This window comes from Pseudonocardia sp. P-1 (assembly GCF_058111925.1).
Genome location: NZ_CM176614.1, coordinates 3,070,217 through 3,085,623 on the forward strand (window position 1 = coordinate 3,070,217; position 15,407 = coordinate 3,085,623).

At 73.3% G+C, this 15,407-nt stretch carries 17 protein-coding genes; 9 read left to right on the forward strand and 8 right to left on the reverse strand.

The window, feature by feature from the left end; translation table 11 throughout:
• Positions 1–25: 25 nt before the first annotated feature.
• The 3 genes from AC0GKK_RS15040 to AC0GKK_RS15050 are packed head-to-tail and all read left to right on the forward strand — an operon-like array spanning position 26 to position 1,509.
• Positions 26–274 (forward strand): type II toxin-antitoxin system Phd/YefM family antitoxin, encoded by a 249-nt coding sequence (locus tag AC0GKK_RS15040; protein ID WP_224403947.1) that lies wholly within the window; start codon positions 26–28, stop codon positions 272–274.
• Entirely contained in the window at positions 258–641 is a 384-nt protein-coding gene (locus tag AC0GKK_RS15045) for a type II toxin-antitoxin system VapC family toxin (protein ID WP_489881907.1), read from the forward strand. The genes AC0GKK_RS15040 and AC0GKK_RS15045 overlap by 17 nt, the downstream gene beginning before the upstream one ends.
• A gap of 13 nt (positions 642–654) precedes the next feature.
• A complete protein-coding gene (locus tag AC0GKK_RS15050) occupies positions 655–1,509 on the forward strand; it encodes an alpha/beta fold hydrolase (RefSeq protein WP_489881908.1) in 855 nt (284 codons plus the stop codon).
• Here the strand turns inward: AC0GKK_RS15050 and AC0GKK_RS15055 are convergent.
• On the reverse strand, positions 1,506–1,946 hold the full coding sequence (locus tag AC0GKK_RS15055) for an RrF2 family transcriptional regulator (RefSeq protein ID WP_251783249.1): 441 nt from the start codon (positions 1,944–1,946) through the stop codon (positions 1,506–1,508). The genes AC0GKK_RS15050 and AC0GKK_RS15055 overlap by 4 nt on opposite strands.
• Positions 1,947–2,109: 163 nt before the next feature.
• Here AC0GKK_RS15055 and AC0GKK_RS15060 point away from each other — a divergent pair, with 163 nt between their 5' ends.
• Positions 2,110–3,234: an oxidoreductase gene (locus tag AC0GKK_RS15060; protein ID WP_489881909.1), complete on the forward strand. Its 1,125-nt coding sequence runs from the start codon at positions 2,110–2,112 to the stop codon at positions 3,232–3,234.
• 9 nt (positions 3,235–3,243) lie between these two features.
• On the opposite strand, the gene pseI is transcribed toward AC0GKK_RS15060, so the two are convergent.
• Entirely contained in the window at positions 3,244–4,302 is a 1,059-nt protein-coding gene (gene pseI, locus AC0GKK_RS15065) for a pseudaminic acid synthase (RefSeq protein WP_489881910.1), read from the reverse strand.
• 10 nt (positions 4,303–4,312) lie between these two features.
• The gene (locus AC0GKK_RS15070; protein WP_489881911.1) at positions 4,313–5,215 is read right to left on the reverse strand and encodes a putative sugar O-methyltransferase; all 903 of its coding nucleotides are present in this window, start codon (positions 5,213–5,215) and stop codon (positions 4,313–4,315) included.
• A gap of 228 nt (positions 5,216–5,443) precedes the next feature.
• Between AC0GKK_RS15070 and AC0GKK_RS15075 the strand changes: the two genes are divergently transcribed.
• The 4 genes from AC0GKK_RS15075 to AC0GKK_RS15090 all read left to right on the forward strand — a co-directional run bounded on the left by AC0GKK_RS15075 (position 5,444) and on the right by AC0GKK_RS15090 (position 9,800).
• On the forward strand, positions 5,444–6,121 hold the full coding sequence (locus AC0GKK_RS15075; RefSeq protein WP_083657989.1) for a glycosyltransferase family 2 protein: 678 nt from the start codon (positions 5,444–5,446) through the stop codon (positions 6,119–6,121).
• 17 nt (positions 6,122–6,138) lie between these two features.
• Positions 6,139–6,594: a DUF2304 domain-containing protein gene (locus tag AC0GKK_RS15080; protein ID WP_489881912.1), complete on the forward strand. Its 456-nt coding sequence runs from the start codon at positions 6,139–6,141 to the stop codon at positions 6,592–6,594.
• A gap of 152 nt (positions 6,595–6,746) precedes the next feature.
• On the forward strand, positions 6,747–8,780 hold the full coding sequence (locus tag AC0GKK_RS15085; protein WP_489881913.1) for a DUF6541 family protein: 2,034 nt from the start codon (positions 6,747–6,749) through the stop codon (positions 8,778–8,780).
• Positions 8,781–8,855: 75 nt separating this feature from the next.
• The gene (locus AC0GKK_RS15090; RefSeq protein ID WP_482636217.1) at positions 8,856–9,800 is read left to right on the forward strand and encodes an NAD-dependent epimerase/dehydratase family protein; all 945 of its coding nucleotides are present in this window, start codon (positions 8,856–8,858) and stop codon (positions 9,798–9,800) included.
• Positions 9,801–9,866: 66 nt separating this feature from the next.
• On the opposite strand, the gene AC0GKK_RS15095 is transcribed toward AC0GKK_RS15090, so the two are convergent.
• The 3 genes from AC0GKK_RS15095 to AC0GKK_RS15105 all read right to left on the reverse strand — a co-directional run bounded on the left by AC0GKK_RS15095 (position 9,867) and on the right by AC0GKK_RS15105 (position 12,522).
• Positions 9,867–10,757, reverse strand: coding sequence for a decaprenyl-phosphate phosphoribosyltransferase (locus tag AC0GKK_RS15095; RefSeq protein WP_246353421.1), 891 nt, complete (start codon positions 10,755–10,757; stop codon positions 9,867–9,869).
• Positions 10,758–10,944: 187 nt separating this feature from the next.
• Positions 10,945–11,526, reverse strand: a complete 582-nt coding sequence (locus AC0GKK_RS15100) for a phosphatase PAP2 family protein (RefSeq protein WP_139282660.1) — start codon at positions 11,524–11,526, stop codon at positions 10,945–10,947.
• A 156-nt stretch (positions 11,527–11,682) separates the two neighbouring features.
• Positions 11,683–12,522, reverse strand: coding sequence for an HAD family hydrolase (locus tag AC0GKK_RS15105; RefSeq protein WP_179761450.1), 840 nt, complete (start codon positions 12,520–12,522; stop codon positions 11,683–11,685).
• Positions 12,523–12,588: 66 nt separating this feature from the next.
• Here AC0GKK_RS15105 and AC0GKK_RS15110 point away from each other — a divergent pair, with 66 nt between their 5' ends.
• Entirely contained in the window at positions 12,589–13,713 is a 1,125-nt protein-coding gene (locus AC0GKK_RS15110; RefSeq protein WP_482636215.1) for a nucleotide disphospho-sugar-binding domain-containing protein, read from the forward strand.
• 20 nt (positions 13,714–13,733) lie between these two features.
• Here the strand turns inward: AC0GKK_RS15110 and AC0GKK_RS15115 are convergent, their stop codons facing one another.
• Together AC0GKK_RS15115 and AC0GKK_RS15120 are read right to left on the reverse strand one after the other, a co-directional pair.
• Positions 13,734–14,186: a DUF350 domain-containing protein gene (locus AC0GKK_RS15115; RefSeq protein WP_083474448.1), complete on the reverse strand. Its 453-nt coding sequence runs from the start codon at positions 14,184–14,186 to the stop codon at positions 13,734–13,736.
• Between the two features lie 52 nt (positions 14,187–14,238).
• The gene (locus AC0GKK_RS15120) at positions 14,239–15,405 is read right to left on the reverse strand and encodes a glutathionylspermidine synthase family protein (RefSeq protein ID WP_482636214.1); all 1,167 of its coding nucleotides are present in this window, start codon (positions 15,403–15,405) and stop codon (positions 14,239–14,241) included.
• Between the last annotated feature and the right edge of the window lie 2 nt (positions 15,406–15,407).

Genomic DNA, 15,407 nt, shown 5'->3' on the forward strand with positions numbered 1-15,407 from the left:
ACCAGGTCCGACGGACGGAGGCACCGTGACCGCCGAGTTCAACATCCACGAGGCCAAGACCCACCTGTCCCGACTGCTGGAGCGCGTCGCGGCGGGCGAACACATCGTCATCTCCCGCGCCGGCACTCCCGTGGCGGACCTGGTGCCGCACCGGCGCCGGACCGTGCGCCTGGGCGGGCTCCGCGACCGCGTCCGCTACGACGACGCCGACTTCGAGGGCGTCGACCAGGACATCCAGGCCATGTTCTACGGCGACGATGCTGCTCCTCGATAGCCAGGCCCTGCTGTGGGTCCTCACCGACAGCGAACGGCTCGGCCCGAAGGCCCGCGAGATCGTCGGGACCGCGACCGCGGTCCACGTCTCGGCGGCATCGGTCTGGGAACTCACCATCAAGGCCATGCTGGGGAAGCTCGACGTCCCGGCCGGGCTCCCGGAGCTGCTGGAGGAGCAGGGGCTGGTCGTCCTGGACGTGACGGCCGCCCACACCGAGGGCCTGCGTGCCTTCCCCGAGCTCGTCCGCCACGACCCGTTCGACCGGCTCATCATCGCTCAGGCGGACCAGGACGGCATGCAGCTGCTCACCGCGGACCGGGTCCTGCTCGGGCTCGGACGGAGCTTCGTCGTCGACGCGACCCGCTGACCGGGAGGACCCGATGACCGCACTGCGCGACCATGTGATCCCCCGCCCCGAGGGCGACCTGCACGTCCACCTCGCGGGCGAGTCCGGCCCCCCGGTGCTGCTGCTGTCCGGGGCCGGCCTCGACAACGCGCTGCTCAGCTGGCACCACCTGATCCCCGACCTCGCCCGCGACCACCGCGTCATCGCCCCCGACTGGCCGAAGCAGGGGCGCAGCCGGCCGTGGCGGGGCCGGGCCGGCCACGACGTGCTGCTCCGGACGGTCGTCGACGTGCTGGACGACCTCGGCGTCGAGCGTGCTGCGGTCGTCGGGCTCTCCCAGGGCGGCGCCCTCGCACTGGCCACCGCGATCGAGCACCCGGAGCGGGTGGAGCGCGTGGTGGCGCTCGCACCGGCCGGGACACTGAGCTTCCCGCCGGGGCTGCACCAGCTGTTGTGGCTGACCGCGCGGGTGCCGCTGCTCTCGCGGACCCTGCCGAACCTGGTGTTCCGGAGCCGGTCGGCGGTCACCGCGTTCACCCGGCGCGCGCTCTTCGGCGATGCGGGCCGCGTGGCCGACCTCGACGGGATCGTCGATCAGATCCTGGGCGAGGCACGGGCCGGGAACGCGGGCAGCTCCGACTGGCAGAACGACTCGATCGGGTTCCGCAGGATGCGGGTCGACCTGCGCCCCCGGCTCCCGGAGATCCGCTGCCCCGCCCTGTTCGTGCAGGGCGACCGGGACGCGGGCGTCCCCGTCGCGACGACCCGCGCGGCCGCCGCGGCCGTCCCGGGCGCCCGGTTCGTGGTGCTGCCCGGCCGGGGGCACTGGTCCAACCGGGAGTCCCCGGACGAGGTGAACGCGCTGGTCAGGGAGTTCCTCGACGGCTAGGGCGCCGCGCGGTCCAGGCCCCGCATCTCGCGCAGCGCGTCGTCGAGGGTCCGGTACCCCAGCGACTGCAGCACCGCCCCCTCCACCTCGGCGGTCAGCCGGGCGAAGTACTCCGCGGCGTTCGTCGTCACCGGGCAGACGTGCTCGCTCTCCGGGCGGCACGCCCAGAGCGGCTTCTCCCCCACCGCGCAGCGGTAGATCTCGGCCAGGGTGATCTCCCCGGCCGGCCGGGCGAGCCGGGCACCCCCGCTGCGCCCCCTGCTGGACTCGACGAGGCCGTGCACCCCGAGCGGCACCAGCAGCTTGCGCACCACGCTGGCGTTCGTCCCGAGTGCCTCGGCGAGCCGTCCGGAGCTGACCGTCGGGCTGTCGCCCTCGGCCGCGGCGGCGAGGTACAGCATCGCCTGCAGGGCACTGGAGAACCGGATGTCCAGCACGACCTCACCTCCCGTCCCGGGCCGTCAGCGTACCCGTCGCACCGAAAAGGTGGTGGTCACTGTTGCACTTCGTGCTGTCATATGTATCTTTGATCAGAACCATTTGACGTCTCCGCCCGGACCCGCCGACGTGCCTGGACGGCCCACCCCACAGGAGTGCCCCGTGTCCACCCGCGCCGCACGGCTTCTCGGCCGCCCGTACACCCTCGGCTCCGCGGAGCTGCCCAACCGCATCGTCATGGCCCGGATGACCCGGGCCTTCTCCCCCGGCGGCGTCCCCGGCGCCGACGTGGCCGCCTACTACGCGCGGCGCGCCGCCGCGGGCACCGGCCTGATCATCACCGAGGGCACCTACATCGACGACCCCTCCGCGGGCGACGTCGCCGCCGTCCCCCGCTTCCACGGCGAGGCGTCGCTGGCCGGGTGGGCGGACGTCGTCGAGGCGGTGCACGGGGCGGGTGGCCGGATCATGCCGCAGATCTGGCACGTCGGGATCACCCGCGAGGCCGGGAAGCCGCCGTTCCCCGAGGCGCCGTCGGTCGGCCCGTCCGGCATCGCGCTCGACGGCACCGAGGGCGCCGGCACCGCACTGGACCTCGCCGGGATCGACCGGATCATCGGCGCGTTCGCCGAAGCCGCGGCGCAGGCCGAGCGGATCGGTTTCGACGGTGTCGAGCTGCACGGCGCGCACGGCTACCTGATCGACGAGTTCCTGTGGGAGCGGACCAACCGCCGCACCGACGGCTACGCCGGCGGCGCAGCCGAGCGGGCCCGCTTCGCGGCCGAGATCGTCGCCGCCGTCCGCGAGCGCGTCGCCCCCGACTTCCCGGTCGTGTTCCGGTTCTCCCAGTGGAAGGCCGGCGCCTACGACGCGCAGCTCGCCCGGACCCCCGACGAGCTGGCCGACGTGCTGACCCCGCTCGCCGACGCCGGGGTGACCGCGTTCCACGCGTCCGGGCGCCGCTACTGGGAGCCGGAGTTCCCCGAGGCCGACGCCGAGCTGAACATCGCCGGGTGGACGCGCAAGGTCACCGGCCTGCCGACGATCACCGTCGGCTCGGTCGGCCTGGACCAGGTCTTCGCCCCGGAGATGTTCTCCGGCGGCGACGCGCACGCCGGGGTCAGCGGCGTCGAGAAGCTCCTCGACCGGCTGGAGGACGACGAGTTCGACCTCGTCGCCGTCGGCCGTGCGCTGCTCGCCGACCCCGAGTGGGGCCGCAAGGTCCTCGACGGTCGCGAGTCCGAGCTGGTGCCCTTCACCAAGGCGGCACTGGGCACCCTGCACTGAGCGGGTCGCTCAGATCAGGTCCCAGGTCAGCGGGGTGCCGCGGGCGACGTCGCGGGTGAAGGTCCGGCCCAGGACGGTGCCGATCGTGTCGGTGTGCAGTCCGCCCGCCGGGCGGATCGACCGCACGTTGTCCGCGGTCACCTCCTCGCCCGCGGCGACGTCGGCGACCACCCACAGCGAGCGGCGCAGCGCGAGGGTGTCGCGCTCGGACTCGCGCGGGCCGAACCGGGCGGGGCCCATCGCGCGTCGTGCCACGTCGGTCTCGGTGACCAGCGACGCCAGCTCGGCGGGCTCCAGGGAGAAGTCGGAGTCGACGCCGCCGTCGGCGCGCTGCAGCGTCACGTGCTTCTCGATCGCGACCGCACCGAGCGCCACCGCGGCGACCGGCACCCCGATGCCCGGGGTGTGGTCGGACAGCCCGATCGGGACGCCGAACGCCTCGCGCAGCGCAGGGATCGTCTGCAGGTTCGCGTCGACCGGGTCCGCCGGGTACGAGGCGGTGCAGGCCAGCAGCACGATCTGCGTCGCACCGCCCTCCCGGGCGGCGGCGACGGCGGCGTCGATCTCGGCCAGCGTCGCCATCCCGGTGGAGATCACCATTGGCTTGCCGGTCGCGGCCATCGCCCGGATCAGCGGCAGGTCGACCAGCTCGGCCGAGGCCACCTTGTACGCCGGCGCGTCGAGGGACTCCAGCAGCTCGATCGCCGTCGGGTCGAACGGCGAGGAGAACGGCACGAGCCCGTGCTCACGCGCCCGGGCGAACAGCGGCTCGTGCCACTCCCACGGCGTGTGCGCCTGCTCGTAGAGCTGGTACAGGTTCCGGCCCCCCCACAGACCGTGGTCGTCGCGGATCCGGAACGCCGGGCCGTCGGCGTCGATGGTGATCGTGTCGGCGCGGTAGGTCTGGAACTTCACCGCCTGCGCCCCGGTGCCGGCGATCGCGTCGACGATCTCCAGCGCCCGCTCCAGCGAGCCGTTGTGGTTGCCGGAGACCTCGGCGATGACGAACGGTCGCTCGCCGGGGCCCACGCGGTGGCCGCCGATCTCGATCGGGTCCGGGGTGCGCATGCGCGCCACCCTACGAGCGCCGCGCCAGCACCATCACCTCGGACACCGTGCCCTCGGAGTCCTGACCGTAGAGCCCGGCGTCGGAGTCGACGACCTCGAACCGGTCGAACATCTCCAGGTAGCGGTGGCGCAGCATGGGCTCGCGGACTCCTCGCTTGCCGGTCGGGGAGTTGCGCAGCAGCAGCCAGCGGGCGCCCAGGTCGGTGACCAGGCTCGCGTAGTTCGCGACGACGTCGGGCTCCATCTCCTGGAAGGAGATGAAGTTGGCGAACAGGTCGACGGTCCCGGTGAGCCGGGGCAGCTGCCAGGAGCAGAGCACCGTCGCCGGCTGCTCCAGCTCGTCGATCACGATCTTCTCGCGCTCGCGGGTGGCCGCGTAGTCCAGGACCTTCTCCGGTCCGAGCGCCTCGCGCAGGTAGTGCGTGGCGACGGCGGCGACCGGCGGGATGTCGACGTCGATGTAGCGCAGACCGGGGTTGCCCGACAGCAGGATCTCGCCGAGCGTGCCGAACCCGCCGCCGATCTCCAGGACGGTCGAGACGTCGAGGTCCGGTACGGCGCGCTTGAGCATGACCAGCCCGCGCAGGTAGTTCAGCGACGACCGGCTGAACCGGCGGCCGTCGAACACCAGCTGCTCGGCCGGGGCGCCGGCGGCCGACTCGCTGAACCCGGCGAGCGACGGCGACCGGTCGGCGGGATCGAGCGCGGTCACCGTGGTGTGGTGGGCCCGGGCGACGGGCACCTGGTCGATCCGCTCGCGCAGCAGCGTCCCGGGGCCGCCCACCAGACCGAACGCCCGCGACAGAGCGGCCGCCGGACGGGACACCGGCGCGTACTGCGGGGCGTAGAAGTAGGTGGCCGAGGGGTGCCTGCGGAACTCCGCGAACCCGCGTTCCCGCAGGTCGGCGATCACCTTCTCCAGACCGGTCCGTCAGAAGTCCGTCGGCCGGTACAGCTCCGGCGCGCTGTCCAGATCGGCCAGCATCAACTCGAGCAGCGTTCTCGGGTCCATGTCACGAACGGTACGGAACATCACCTTCGCGTCGATCGTGACCCACCGTCGAACGGCCCTGGTCCCCGGACCGATAGCCTCTGCGGTGCGGCGGTGGACGGCCGCCGGTCAGTGACGAGGGAGTGGGACGTGGTCGCCGACACCGGCACCTGGGTGGTGGTCCCCGTGTACAACGAGGACACCGTCATCGCCGACGTCGTCGCGGAGATCCGCACGAGCTTCCCGAACGTCGTGTGCGTCGACGACGGCAGCCGGGACTCCTCCGCCGAACGCATCGCCGGTACCGAGGCGCACCTGGTGCGGCATCCGATCAACCTCGGGCAGGGCGCGTCGCTGCAGACCGGGATCGACTACGCGCTCCGTTGCGGCGCCGAGCGGATCGTCACCTTCGACGCCGACGGCCAGCACGACGTCGCCGACGCCGTCCGGATGGCCGCGATCCTGCGCAGCGGCGAGGCCGACGTCGTCCTCGGGTCGCGCTTCCTGGAGTCGACCGAACCGGTCCCGCCGCTCAAGCGGCTGGTGCTGCGCACCGTCGCGGCGCTGTCCCCGGCCAGCCGCAAGCTCAAGCTCACCGACGCCCACAACGGGCTGCGGGCCATGAACAGGGCGGTCGCGGAGGACCTGCGGATCACCATGAACGGGATGGCGCACGCGTCGGAGATCGTCGCGTCGCTGGCCCGGTCGTCGTGGCGGATCCGCGAGGTCCCGGTCACGATCCGCTACACCGAGTACTCACGATCCAAGGGCCAGTCGCTGTTCAACGGGGTGAACATCCTGTTCGACCTGTCGGTACGGCAGCGATGACCCAGGAGGCGAACACCGTGATCCTGCAGATCCTGCTCCTGGCCGCCGCGGTCGGCGCGCTCGTCTACTTCGTGCGCAGCGGCCAGAGCGTCGGCGTGCGGGCGAGCAAGCGGATCGCCTTCGGCGCGTTCATCGTGCTGAACATCTACGCGGTCCTGCGCCCCGACGACCTCACCTACCTGGCCCGGGCGGTGGGCATCGGCCGCGGCACCGACCTGCTGGTCTACCTGCTCGTCGTCGCGTTCGTGTTCGGCATGCTGAACACCTACCTGCGGGACCGCGAGATCAGCCAGCACCTGACGAACCTGGCCCGCCAGATCGCCGTCCGGGACGCGGAGCTGACCCGGCGGGAGAACGACCTGGAGCAGCGGCTGACCGCGCTCGAGCAGCAGGCGACGACGAACGGCCACCGGCCCGCCGCCACCGAGCCCGCCGCCGACGAGGTGGGGACGGCCCGCTCCACCGGGAGCTGAGCGACGATCCGCGCGGGTCACGAATCGGTCGCAGACGGTGACACGTCGGCCGCGCGTCACGGCCTGCGGCACGACGCTCGTAGGGTGCGCCGGATGCGGCTGTGCAGCGATGGCGCTCGGAGCGTAGCCCGAGCCACCCCGGGAACTCGGTCATGAGCTGGCTCGCGGCCGTACCCGCCGCGGTGGTTGCGGTGTTGTGGTGCCTGGTTCCGGGGGTCGTGCTCCTCCGCGTCCTGGGATGGCGGGGGGCAGCCTGTTGGGGCGGCGCCCCGGTCGTCTCGGTCGCACTCGTTGCAACGACCGCGGTCGTGGTCGGTCGGCTCGGTGTGCCGTGGGGGCCGGTTCCTGTCGTCGGCGCGACTGCACTCTGCGCCGCCGTGCTGTTCGCGATCCGTGCCGTGGCACGACGCCGCACCACCACTACCGACGACGACGTCCCGCGTGGGACGTGGCGGGAACGGTTCCTCCGTCGAGGTCCGGACGGTCCGATGGCACGGCCGGCCCTGCTCGCCGGCCTGCTCGTCGCGGTGTCCATCGGATGGTTGACCGTCGTGCTGGCCTTCGGCCGAGTCGACGCCATATCGCCGACCTACGACGCCGTGCACCACTACAGCGCGGTCGCCCATGTACTCGGAACCGGTGACGGGTCGTCCCTGACCCTCGGTGAGATCACCAACCCCGGCCGACCGACCGGTTACCCGGCCGCCTGGCACGATCTCGTGGCGCTCGTCGTCCTGACCGCCGGCGTCACGATCCCGGTCGCATCCAATCTGATGGCCTTCGCCGCGGCGGCTGTCGTGTGGCCGCTCTGCTGCGCTCTGCTCGCACGCCAGATCGCCGGCCCGCGCGCAGACGTGCTCCTGGTGGCGCCGATCCTCGCAACCGCCTTCACCGCCATGCCGTGGCTGATGATGACCTGGGGGGTGCTCTGGCCCAATCTGCTGGGGCTGGCACTCGTACCGGCCGCGCTGACCGCCGTCGTCGGTTTCGCGACGTCCTGGACGAGCGGTGCGCTGGATCGCTGGTCGTCCCTGCTACTGGGACTGGCGTCCGCTCCAGCACTGGCGCTGGCCCACCCCAACGCCGTGGTCAGCCTGCTGGTGCTCAGCCTGGCCCCGATCGCCGTGGCCGCGACCGGCTCCGCAGTCCGCATGGCGCGGGATCGGCGCTACGTGCGGGCGGCGGCGGGTCCTGCCGGGGCTCTCGTCATCACGGCCGGAGTCCTCTGGTTCCTCGCATGGTCCCCGTTCCTCGCCAGCGTGCGCTCCTTCGACTGGCCCGCCTCCATGGGGGCTCACGAGGCGTTGGTCGGAGTCCTGTGGAACGGGACGAACGGGCGTCCGCCGCTGTACGTCATCTCGGTACTCGTCCTGATCGGCGCGGTATTCGCACTCCGACAGGCCCGGACGGCCTGGCTCGTGCCCGCCCACCTGATCTCGGCGTTCCTCTATGTCCTGGCCATCGCGCGCGAGGGCGACGTGGTGACCGCACTGACCGGGGCTTGGTACAACGACTCGTACCGTCTCGCGGCCATGATCCCCATCACCGGGGTCCCCCTCGCCGCGATCGGCGTGACTGGGATGGTCGCGTGGCTCGTCGACGCGTGGGCCCACCGATCCGATCGGCTTCCGGCGACGGCCGATCTGCGCACGATCACGACCGCGGCGGTCGCCGTGGCCGCGGCCGCCCTCGTCGTCGCGTCCGACGGTTTCCGAGTCGGCGTGCACGCCTTCGTGGTGGCAGGTACCTACCAGCGCGAAGCCACCTGGATGCTCCAGCCCGGCCAGGAGGAGTTCCTCGAGACCGCCGGACACACCGTGCCGCCGGGCACCGTGGTCGCAGCCAACCCGTGGACCGGTAACGCACTCATCTACCCGCTCACCGGCCGGGAGACGATGTTCCCGCACATGTCCGGGAACTGGACCCCGGACCAGAAGCTCATCCAGCAGCGGCTTCGTGACGCGGCCGGCGACCCGTCCGTCTGCGCGGCCGTCCGTTCGACCGGCCTCGGATACGCGATCGACGGTCCCGTGTCGTACTGGCCCTGGGACCGTCGTTCCCAGAGTTTCCCCGGCTTGACCGACCTGGGCCGTGCCCCCGGGTTCGAGCCCGTCCTCTCCGGGGGCGGCAGCACGCTCTACCGGATCACCGCCTGCGACGCGGGCCCCGCCCGCTCCACCGGCTGAGGCGCCCCGGGCACCCGCGGTTACCGTGTGCGCGCAGCCGGGTGCACACACCGTCCGCCCCGGAGGAAGGCAGGTATGCGCGCGCTCGTCACCGGCGGAGCCGGCTTCATCGGCTCCACCCTGGTCGAGTCCCTGCTCACCCGCGGCGACGACGTCCTCGTCGTCGACGACCTCTCCGCCGGGACCCGGGACAACCTCGCCCCGGGTGTCACGGTGGCCGAGCTCGACATCCGCGACACCGCCGCGCTCACCGCGCTGGCCGCGGAGTACCGCCCGGACGCGGTGTTCCACCTGGCCGCCCAGATCGACGTACGCCGCTCGATGGAGGATCCGGTGCACGACGCCTCGGTCAACGTCCTCGGCACGCTGAGCGTGCTGCAGGCGGCCCGGGACGCGGGCGCGGGCGCGGTCGTCGTCTGTTCCACCGGCGGCGCCATCTACGGCGACGGCGCCCCCCTGCCGACGACCGAGGCGGAGCCGGCCGAGCCGGAGTCGCCGTACGGGATGAGCAAGCTCGCCGCGGAGCGCTACACCCGGTTCTTCGTGCGGGCGCACGGCCTCCCGGCGCTGGTGCTGCGCTTCGCGAACGTCTACGGGCCGCGCCAGCACCCGGCGGGCGGGGCCGGGGTCGTCTCGCTGTTCTGCGACCGGGCCCGCACCGGGCTGCGGCCGACCGTGTTCGGCGACGGCGGCCAGACCCGCGACTTCCTCTACGTCGGCGACGTCGCCCGGGCGGCGCTCGCCTCCGCCGACCGGCTCGCGGCCGGGGAGCTGGCCGGCGAGGTGTTCAACGTCGGCACCGGCACCGAGTCCACGGTCGTCGAGCTGGCCGCGACGATCGGGGAGATCGCCGGGCTCGCCCCGGAGGCGTTCGCGCCGGAGTTCCTCCCGGCCCGGGCCGGGGAGCTGCGCCGCAGCTGCCTCGACCCGTCGCGCGGGATCGCCGCGCTCGGTCTGCCCGCGCCGACCCCGCTCGCCGAGGGCCTCGCGCACACCTGGGCCTGGCACACCGGGCGCTGAGACACCGGGCACCGACACACCTCGGGCCCGGTCCCCGTGCGGGGGGCCGGGCCCGGGTGGGCGACATCAGCTGTAGACGGCCAGGGTGAGCATCGCGATCCAGGCCAGCGCCAGGACCTGCAGCGCCCGGTCACCGAGCGCGATCTCCTCGGGCTCGCCGCCGGTGCCCCGGTCGACGTCCACCGAGTAGCGCAGCACCGCGATCACGAACGGCACGATCGACAGCACCGACCACACCGAGTTGTGGTCCTCGCGGATCTCGAACGCCCACAGCCCGTACATGACGATCATGACGGTGGCCGAGAGCGACCAGATGTAGCGCAGGTAGGACGCCGTGTAGTTCTCCAGCGACTTGCGGATCTTGGCCCCGGTGCGCTCGGCGAGGTTGATCTCGGCGTAGCGCTTGCCGGCGACCATGAACAGCGAGCCGAACCCGGTGACCAGCAGGAACCACTGCGACAGCGGGATGCCGGTGGCCACACCGCCGGCGATGGAGCGCATCAGGAAGCCGGAGGCGACGATGCAGATGTCGAGCACCGGCTGGTGCTTGAGCCACAGGCAGTAGGACAGCTGCACCGCCACGTAGACGGCGAGCACGATGATCAGCTGCCAGGTCACCGCGAACGACAGCGCGATCGCCCCGGCGAACAGCACGCCCGCCGCGACGAAGGCCAGCGGCACCGGGACGATGCCGGACGCGATCGGGCGGCGGCGCTTGGTCGGGTGCGCCCGGTCGGCCTCGACGTCGAGCGCGTCGTTGACCAGGTACACGCCGGACGCGGCCAGTGAGAACGCGACGAACGCGATCACGCAGTCGATCAGGATCGGCACGTCGAACAGCTGGCCGCTGACGAACGGCGCGGCGAAGACCAGGACGTTCTTCACCCACTGGCGGGGGCGCATCGTCTTGAGCAGGCCGCGGGCGACCATCGTGGTGGTGCGCTCGGACGGGTCCATCGGCACGTGCGGGGCGTGCTCGGCGGCGACGGCGGCCGGGGCCGCGTCGGCCTCGTGGCCCTCGGGGGCGCCTGCGTCGTCGGGGGCGTCCGGGACGACGGGGGTCTGCGGGTCGGCGGCCTGGGCGACCTTCTCCTTCTCGGAGTCGTCGCGGTCGACCTTCGTGGGGTCGGTGCTGGTCATGCGCTCACCCTCCGGTGGTGGGGTTGCGTGAGATCACGCGACGCGCGGTACCGGCGACGACCGCGCCGAGCGCGGTGCCGGTGGCGACGTCGGTCGGGTAGTGCACGCCGAGGACCAGGCGCGACAGCGCCATCAGGCCCACACCCGCCGCGGCCACCGGGCGGGAGCGCCTGCCCAGCAGGCCGCCGTAGAGCACGGCGGCGGCGGTGGTGGACGTGGCGTGCGAGGACGGGAAGCTCAGCCGGCTCGGGGTGCCCACCAGGACCCGGACCGCGGGGTGGTCGGGGCGGCGGCGCCGGACGACGCGCTTGATCCCGATCGAGGCGCCGTGCGCGAACGCGACGGCCGCGGCGGAGCCGAGCCACTCGCGCCGGCGGGGGCGGTCCAGCGCGGCACCCACGACGCCGATCGCCAGCCAGCCCGCGGCGTGCTCGCCGAACAGCGACATCCCGCGGGCGACCCGCACGGTGGTGTCGCTCGCGAGAGCGCCCTGCACGGACGCCAGCACGGCGACCTCGCCGGTGGGCGGGACGTCGGCGGGCGGTTGCGGACCGGAACGGTCCAGGGTGTCTGCCGTGTCAGCCACGGGTGGGGGCCTCCTGGCGCGGGCGCTGGCACCCGGCTCGCGGGCGATGACAGCCGGTGATGGTACGCGCGGGCGGGGTCGTGGGCCGGGTCGGGGCGGCCCGTGGGACCGGGCATGACCGCTCGTCGACGGGCGGGTGAACGGCGCCGGGTGCGCTCAGAACCAGCGCTCCAGGATCTCGGCGAGCCCGTCGTGGGTGTGCGGTGCCGTCACCTCGTCGGCGAGCCCGACCAGGTCCGGGTGGGCGTTGCCCATCGCGACGCCGAGCCCGGCCCAGCGCAGCATCTCCCGGTCGTTGGGCATGTCGCCGAACGCCACGGTGTCCGCCGCGGTCACCCCGAGACGGCGGGCGACCTCGGCCAGGCCGGTCGCCTTGGTGACCCCGGGGGCGGAGGCCTCCAGCAGCCCCGACGAGTGCGAGAACGTCAGGTCGGCCAGCCCGCCGGCCTTCGGTGCGAGCGCGTCCATCATCTGCTCGCTGGTCAGCTCCGGGGAGCGGATCAGCACCTTCGTCGCCGGGCGGCCGAGCAGATCCTCGCGGCTGGTGGAGCCGCCGTCGTGCTCGCCCCAGGCGTGCACGTAGCCGGGGTCGGTGAGGAACTCGTCGACGACGCCCCGCACGCCGCCGTCGCCCTCGGCGTTCCCGACGCGCTCGACGCCGAACCCGCAGCCGGGGAACAGCTCCGCGGCGAGGCCGGCGAGCTCGCGGATCGTGGCGGGCTCCAGGGTGTGCGCGCCGAGCACGACGTCGTCGGCGGCGTCGTAGAGCACCGCGCCGTTCGCGCACACGCACAGCCGCACCAGGCCCTCGGGCAGCCGCGCGAGCACCGGCGGGATCCAGCGCGGCGGGCGGCCGGTGACCAGCACGAAGCCGGCGCCGGCGGCGACCGCCCGCTCCAGCACGGCGACGGTGCGCGGGGTGACCGCGCCGTCGCCGTCGAGGAGGGTCCCGTCGACGTCGGTGGCGACGAGCCGGGGCGCGTTCTCGACGATCACACCCAGAGCGTACGGAACCGCGCGGAGACCGCCCCCGGACGACCGCGTGGCGGTTACCCTCGAACGGTGCGCGTTCTGGTGGTGGCGGCCCCGCTGTCGGGGCACCTGACACCACTGTTGCCGCTCGCCCACGCGCTCTGGGACTCCGGGCACGAGGTGCTGCTCGCCGGCGGCGGCGACGCGCACCCGCTCCCCGGGACGGACCCGCTGCCGTTCATCGACGTCGCGCGCAGCCTGCGCGTGGGCAGGCTGGCCGCGCGTTCGCTCGTCGCGCACCCGGTGGTCGCGCGGGCCGAGCTGGCCGGGCGCGGCGGCGACGCCGGGGTGCGCTCGCTGTTCGGCCCGGTGAACGAGGAGCTGACCGACGCGCTGGTGACCGTCGCCGAGCAGTGGCGGCCCGACGTCGTGGTGTACGAGCCCCTGGCGGTCGCGGGGGCGCTCGCGGCCGCCCGGCACGACGTCCCGGCGGTGCTGCACGAGAACGGCCTGCTCGACGGGTTCGCGCTGGTCCGCACGCTGCTGGACTCCCGCCCGCTGCAGCGTGCCCGGCTGCGGCACGGGCTGCGCGGGGTCCCGCCACCGGCGATCGCGCTGACCATCGCCCCGTCGAGCCTGGTCGGGGCGCGCGACGCGCTGGCCGTGCGGCCGGGACGGGCCCGCGGCCCGGGCCGGTCCTCGCTGCCCGCCTGGCTGAGCGGCCCCTCCGTCCGCCCGCGGGTGCTGGTGCTGCGCGGCGGCGGACCGGTGCGCGGGGACCTGCAGTCCTCCGCGGTGCGCGCGCTGCCGGGCGTCCACGCCGACGGCACGGACTGCGAGCTCGTGCTCGTCCGTCCCCCGGCGCGGCTGCTGCGCCACCACGGGCCGGGGGTGCGCACCGTCGGGCGGGTCCCGCTGGACGAGCTGCTGCCGGCCTGCGCGGCGGTGCTGCACGACGGCAGCGCCGCGCACGTGCTGGCCGCGCTCGCCGCGGGCGTCCCGCAGCTCGCGCTGCCCGGGCCCGGGGACCGGCGGCACAACGCCGAGCTGGTCGCCGCCCGCGGCGCGGGGCTGGGCGGCCCGTTCACCGCCGACACCCTGCGCAGGCTGCTGCACGACGGCGAGCTCGCGGCCGCCGCCCGCGACGTCCGCGCCGAGATCGCCGCGATGCCGACGCCGCAGGCCAGGGTCGAGGTGCTGACCGCCCTGGCCTGAGCGGCGCCGGGACCGAGGGTCTAGAAGACGGCGACCGCGACGATCAGGCCGAGCGCGACGTGCGCGGCCGCGACGACCTTCGCCACCGCCCGCGGCTCGTCGGACTGGATGACCTCGCCGATGTCGATGCCGGTCACCCACTCCAGCAGCCGCACCGCGGCGACCTGGGCGATGATCCCGATCAGGCCGAACACCAGCGACGACACGACGCCCTGCAGCAGCGAGCCGTACGAGCCGTAGATCGCGGTGACGATGATGAACGCCATCGACAGCATCCCGGCCGAGGTGATCGTGACCGCGTTCGGCAGGCCGCCGCGGACCATCGCCGGGAGCTTGCCCGGCGTGGTGAGGTCGATGGCCCAGAAGCCGACCAGCATGAGCAGGGTGCCGATCACGGCGTAGAGCAGGATCGCGCCGACACCGCGGCCGAGGAAGCCCCAGTACGTGGCGTCGAACGCCTGGGCGAGGATCACGGGAGGTACCTCCGGGGAGCGGGGGTGTGCAGGAACCGGTGCAGGAACAGGGTCAGGACTCGGGGATGCGGTGCGGCACGAAGGCCGCGCCGTCGTCGGTGATCAGGCCGGCGGTCTCGCGGATGCCGAGTCCGGCGGCGGTGTCACCGACCAGCCAGGCGCCCAGGCACGGACGGAACCCGTCGAACTCGGGCAGCGGGTCGAACATCTGGTAGACGAAGCCCTCGTCGCCGTAGACGCCGCCGGTGGCGGTCTCGTAGCCGGGGGCGACGATCTGGATGTTGGCGCCCTCGCGGCCCAGCAGGGGCTTGCGGACGTACTCGGTGAGGATGCCCGGGTTGCCGAGCGAGGCGGGCAGCAGGTTCGGGTGCCCGGGGTACATCTCCCAGAGCACCGCGAGCAGCGCCTTGTTCGACAGCAGGGTCTTCCACAACGGTTCGAGCCACAGCGTCTCGGGCAGGCTGCGGGTGACGTGCTTGCCGAACTCGTCGGACAGCATCCACTCCCACGGGTAGAGCTTGAACACCGTCGACATCGGAGCTTCCTCGAGGTCGACGAAGCGGTCCAGTGCGGAGTCCCAGCCGATGTCCTCGATGGACAGTCCGACGGTGTCGAGGCCCGCCTCGGCGGCGGTCTCCTGCAGGTAGCCGACGGTGATGTGGTCCTCGCCGGTGGACTCGGCGCCGGACCAGGTGACGTGCACCTCCGACGACGGCAGCAGACCCTTGATCTCGCCCCAGCGTTCGACGAGCTTCTCGTGCAGGGAGTTCCACTGGTCGTCGCCCGGGTGGACGTCGGACAGCCAGTGCCACTGCAGGATCGAGGCCTCCAGCAGCGAGGTGGGGGTGTCCGCGTTGTACTCGAGCAGCTTGGCCGGGCCGGAGCCGTCGTAGCGGAGGTCGAAGCGGCCGTAGAGGTGCGGGTCGGAGCGGCGCCAGGACTGCGCGACCTGCTCCCAGCACCACTCGGGCAGCGCGAAGTCCCGGAAACGCTCGGTGGTGACCACGTGGTCGACCGCCGACAGGCACATCGACTGGAGCACCTCGACGTCGGCCTCGAGGGACAGGACCTCGTCCATCTCGAAGACGTAGTGCACCGACTCGTCCCAGTACGGCCGCTCGTTGCCCGAGCCGTCCCGGCCCGGGGTGCCGAAGGCCAGGCCCTGCTCGGCGACCGTGCGCTGCCAGTCCGGACGGGGGGTGCCGCGTTCGCGTCGCACGC

Bases quoted from the DNA above. Each gene is read 5' to 3' on its own strand.
- AC0GKK_RS15045 (WP_489881907.1), top strand. From the start codon at position 258: ATGCTGCTCCTCGATAGCCAGGCCCTGCTGTGGGTCCTCACCGACAGC.
- AC0GKK_RS15050 (WP_489881908.1), top strand. From the start codon at position 655: ATGACCGCACTGCGCGACCATGTGATCCCCCGCCCCGAGGGCGACCTG.
- pseI (WP_489881910.1), bottom strand. From the start codon at position 4,302: ATGCGCACCCCGGACCCGATCGAGATCGGCGGCCACCGCGTGGGCCCC.
- AC0GKK_RS15085 (WP_489881913.1), top strand. From the start codon at position 6,747: ATGAGCTGGCTCGCGGCCGTACCCGCCGCGGTGGTTGCGGTGTTGTGG.
- AC0GKK_RS15090 (WP_482636217.1), top strand. From the start codon at position 8,856: ATGCGCGCGCTCGTCACCGGCGGAGCCGGCTTCATCGGCTCCACCCTG.
- AC0GKK_RS15095 (WP_246353421.1), bottom strand. From the start codon at position 10,757: ATGGACCCGTCCGAGCGCACCACCACGATGGTCGCCCGCGGCCTGCTC.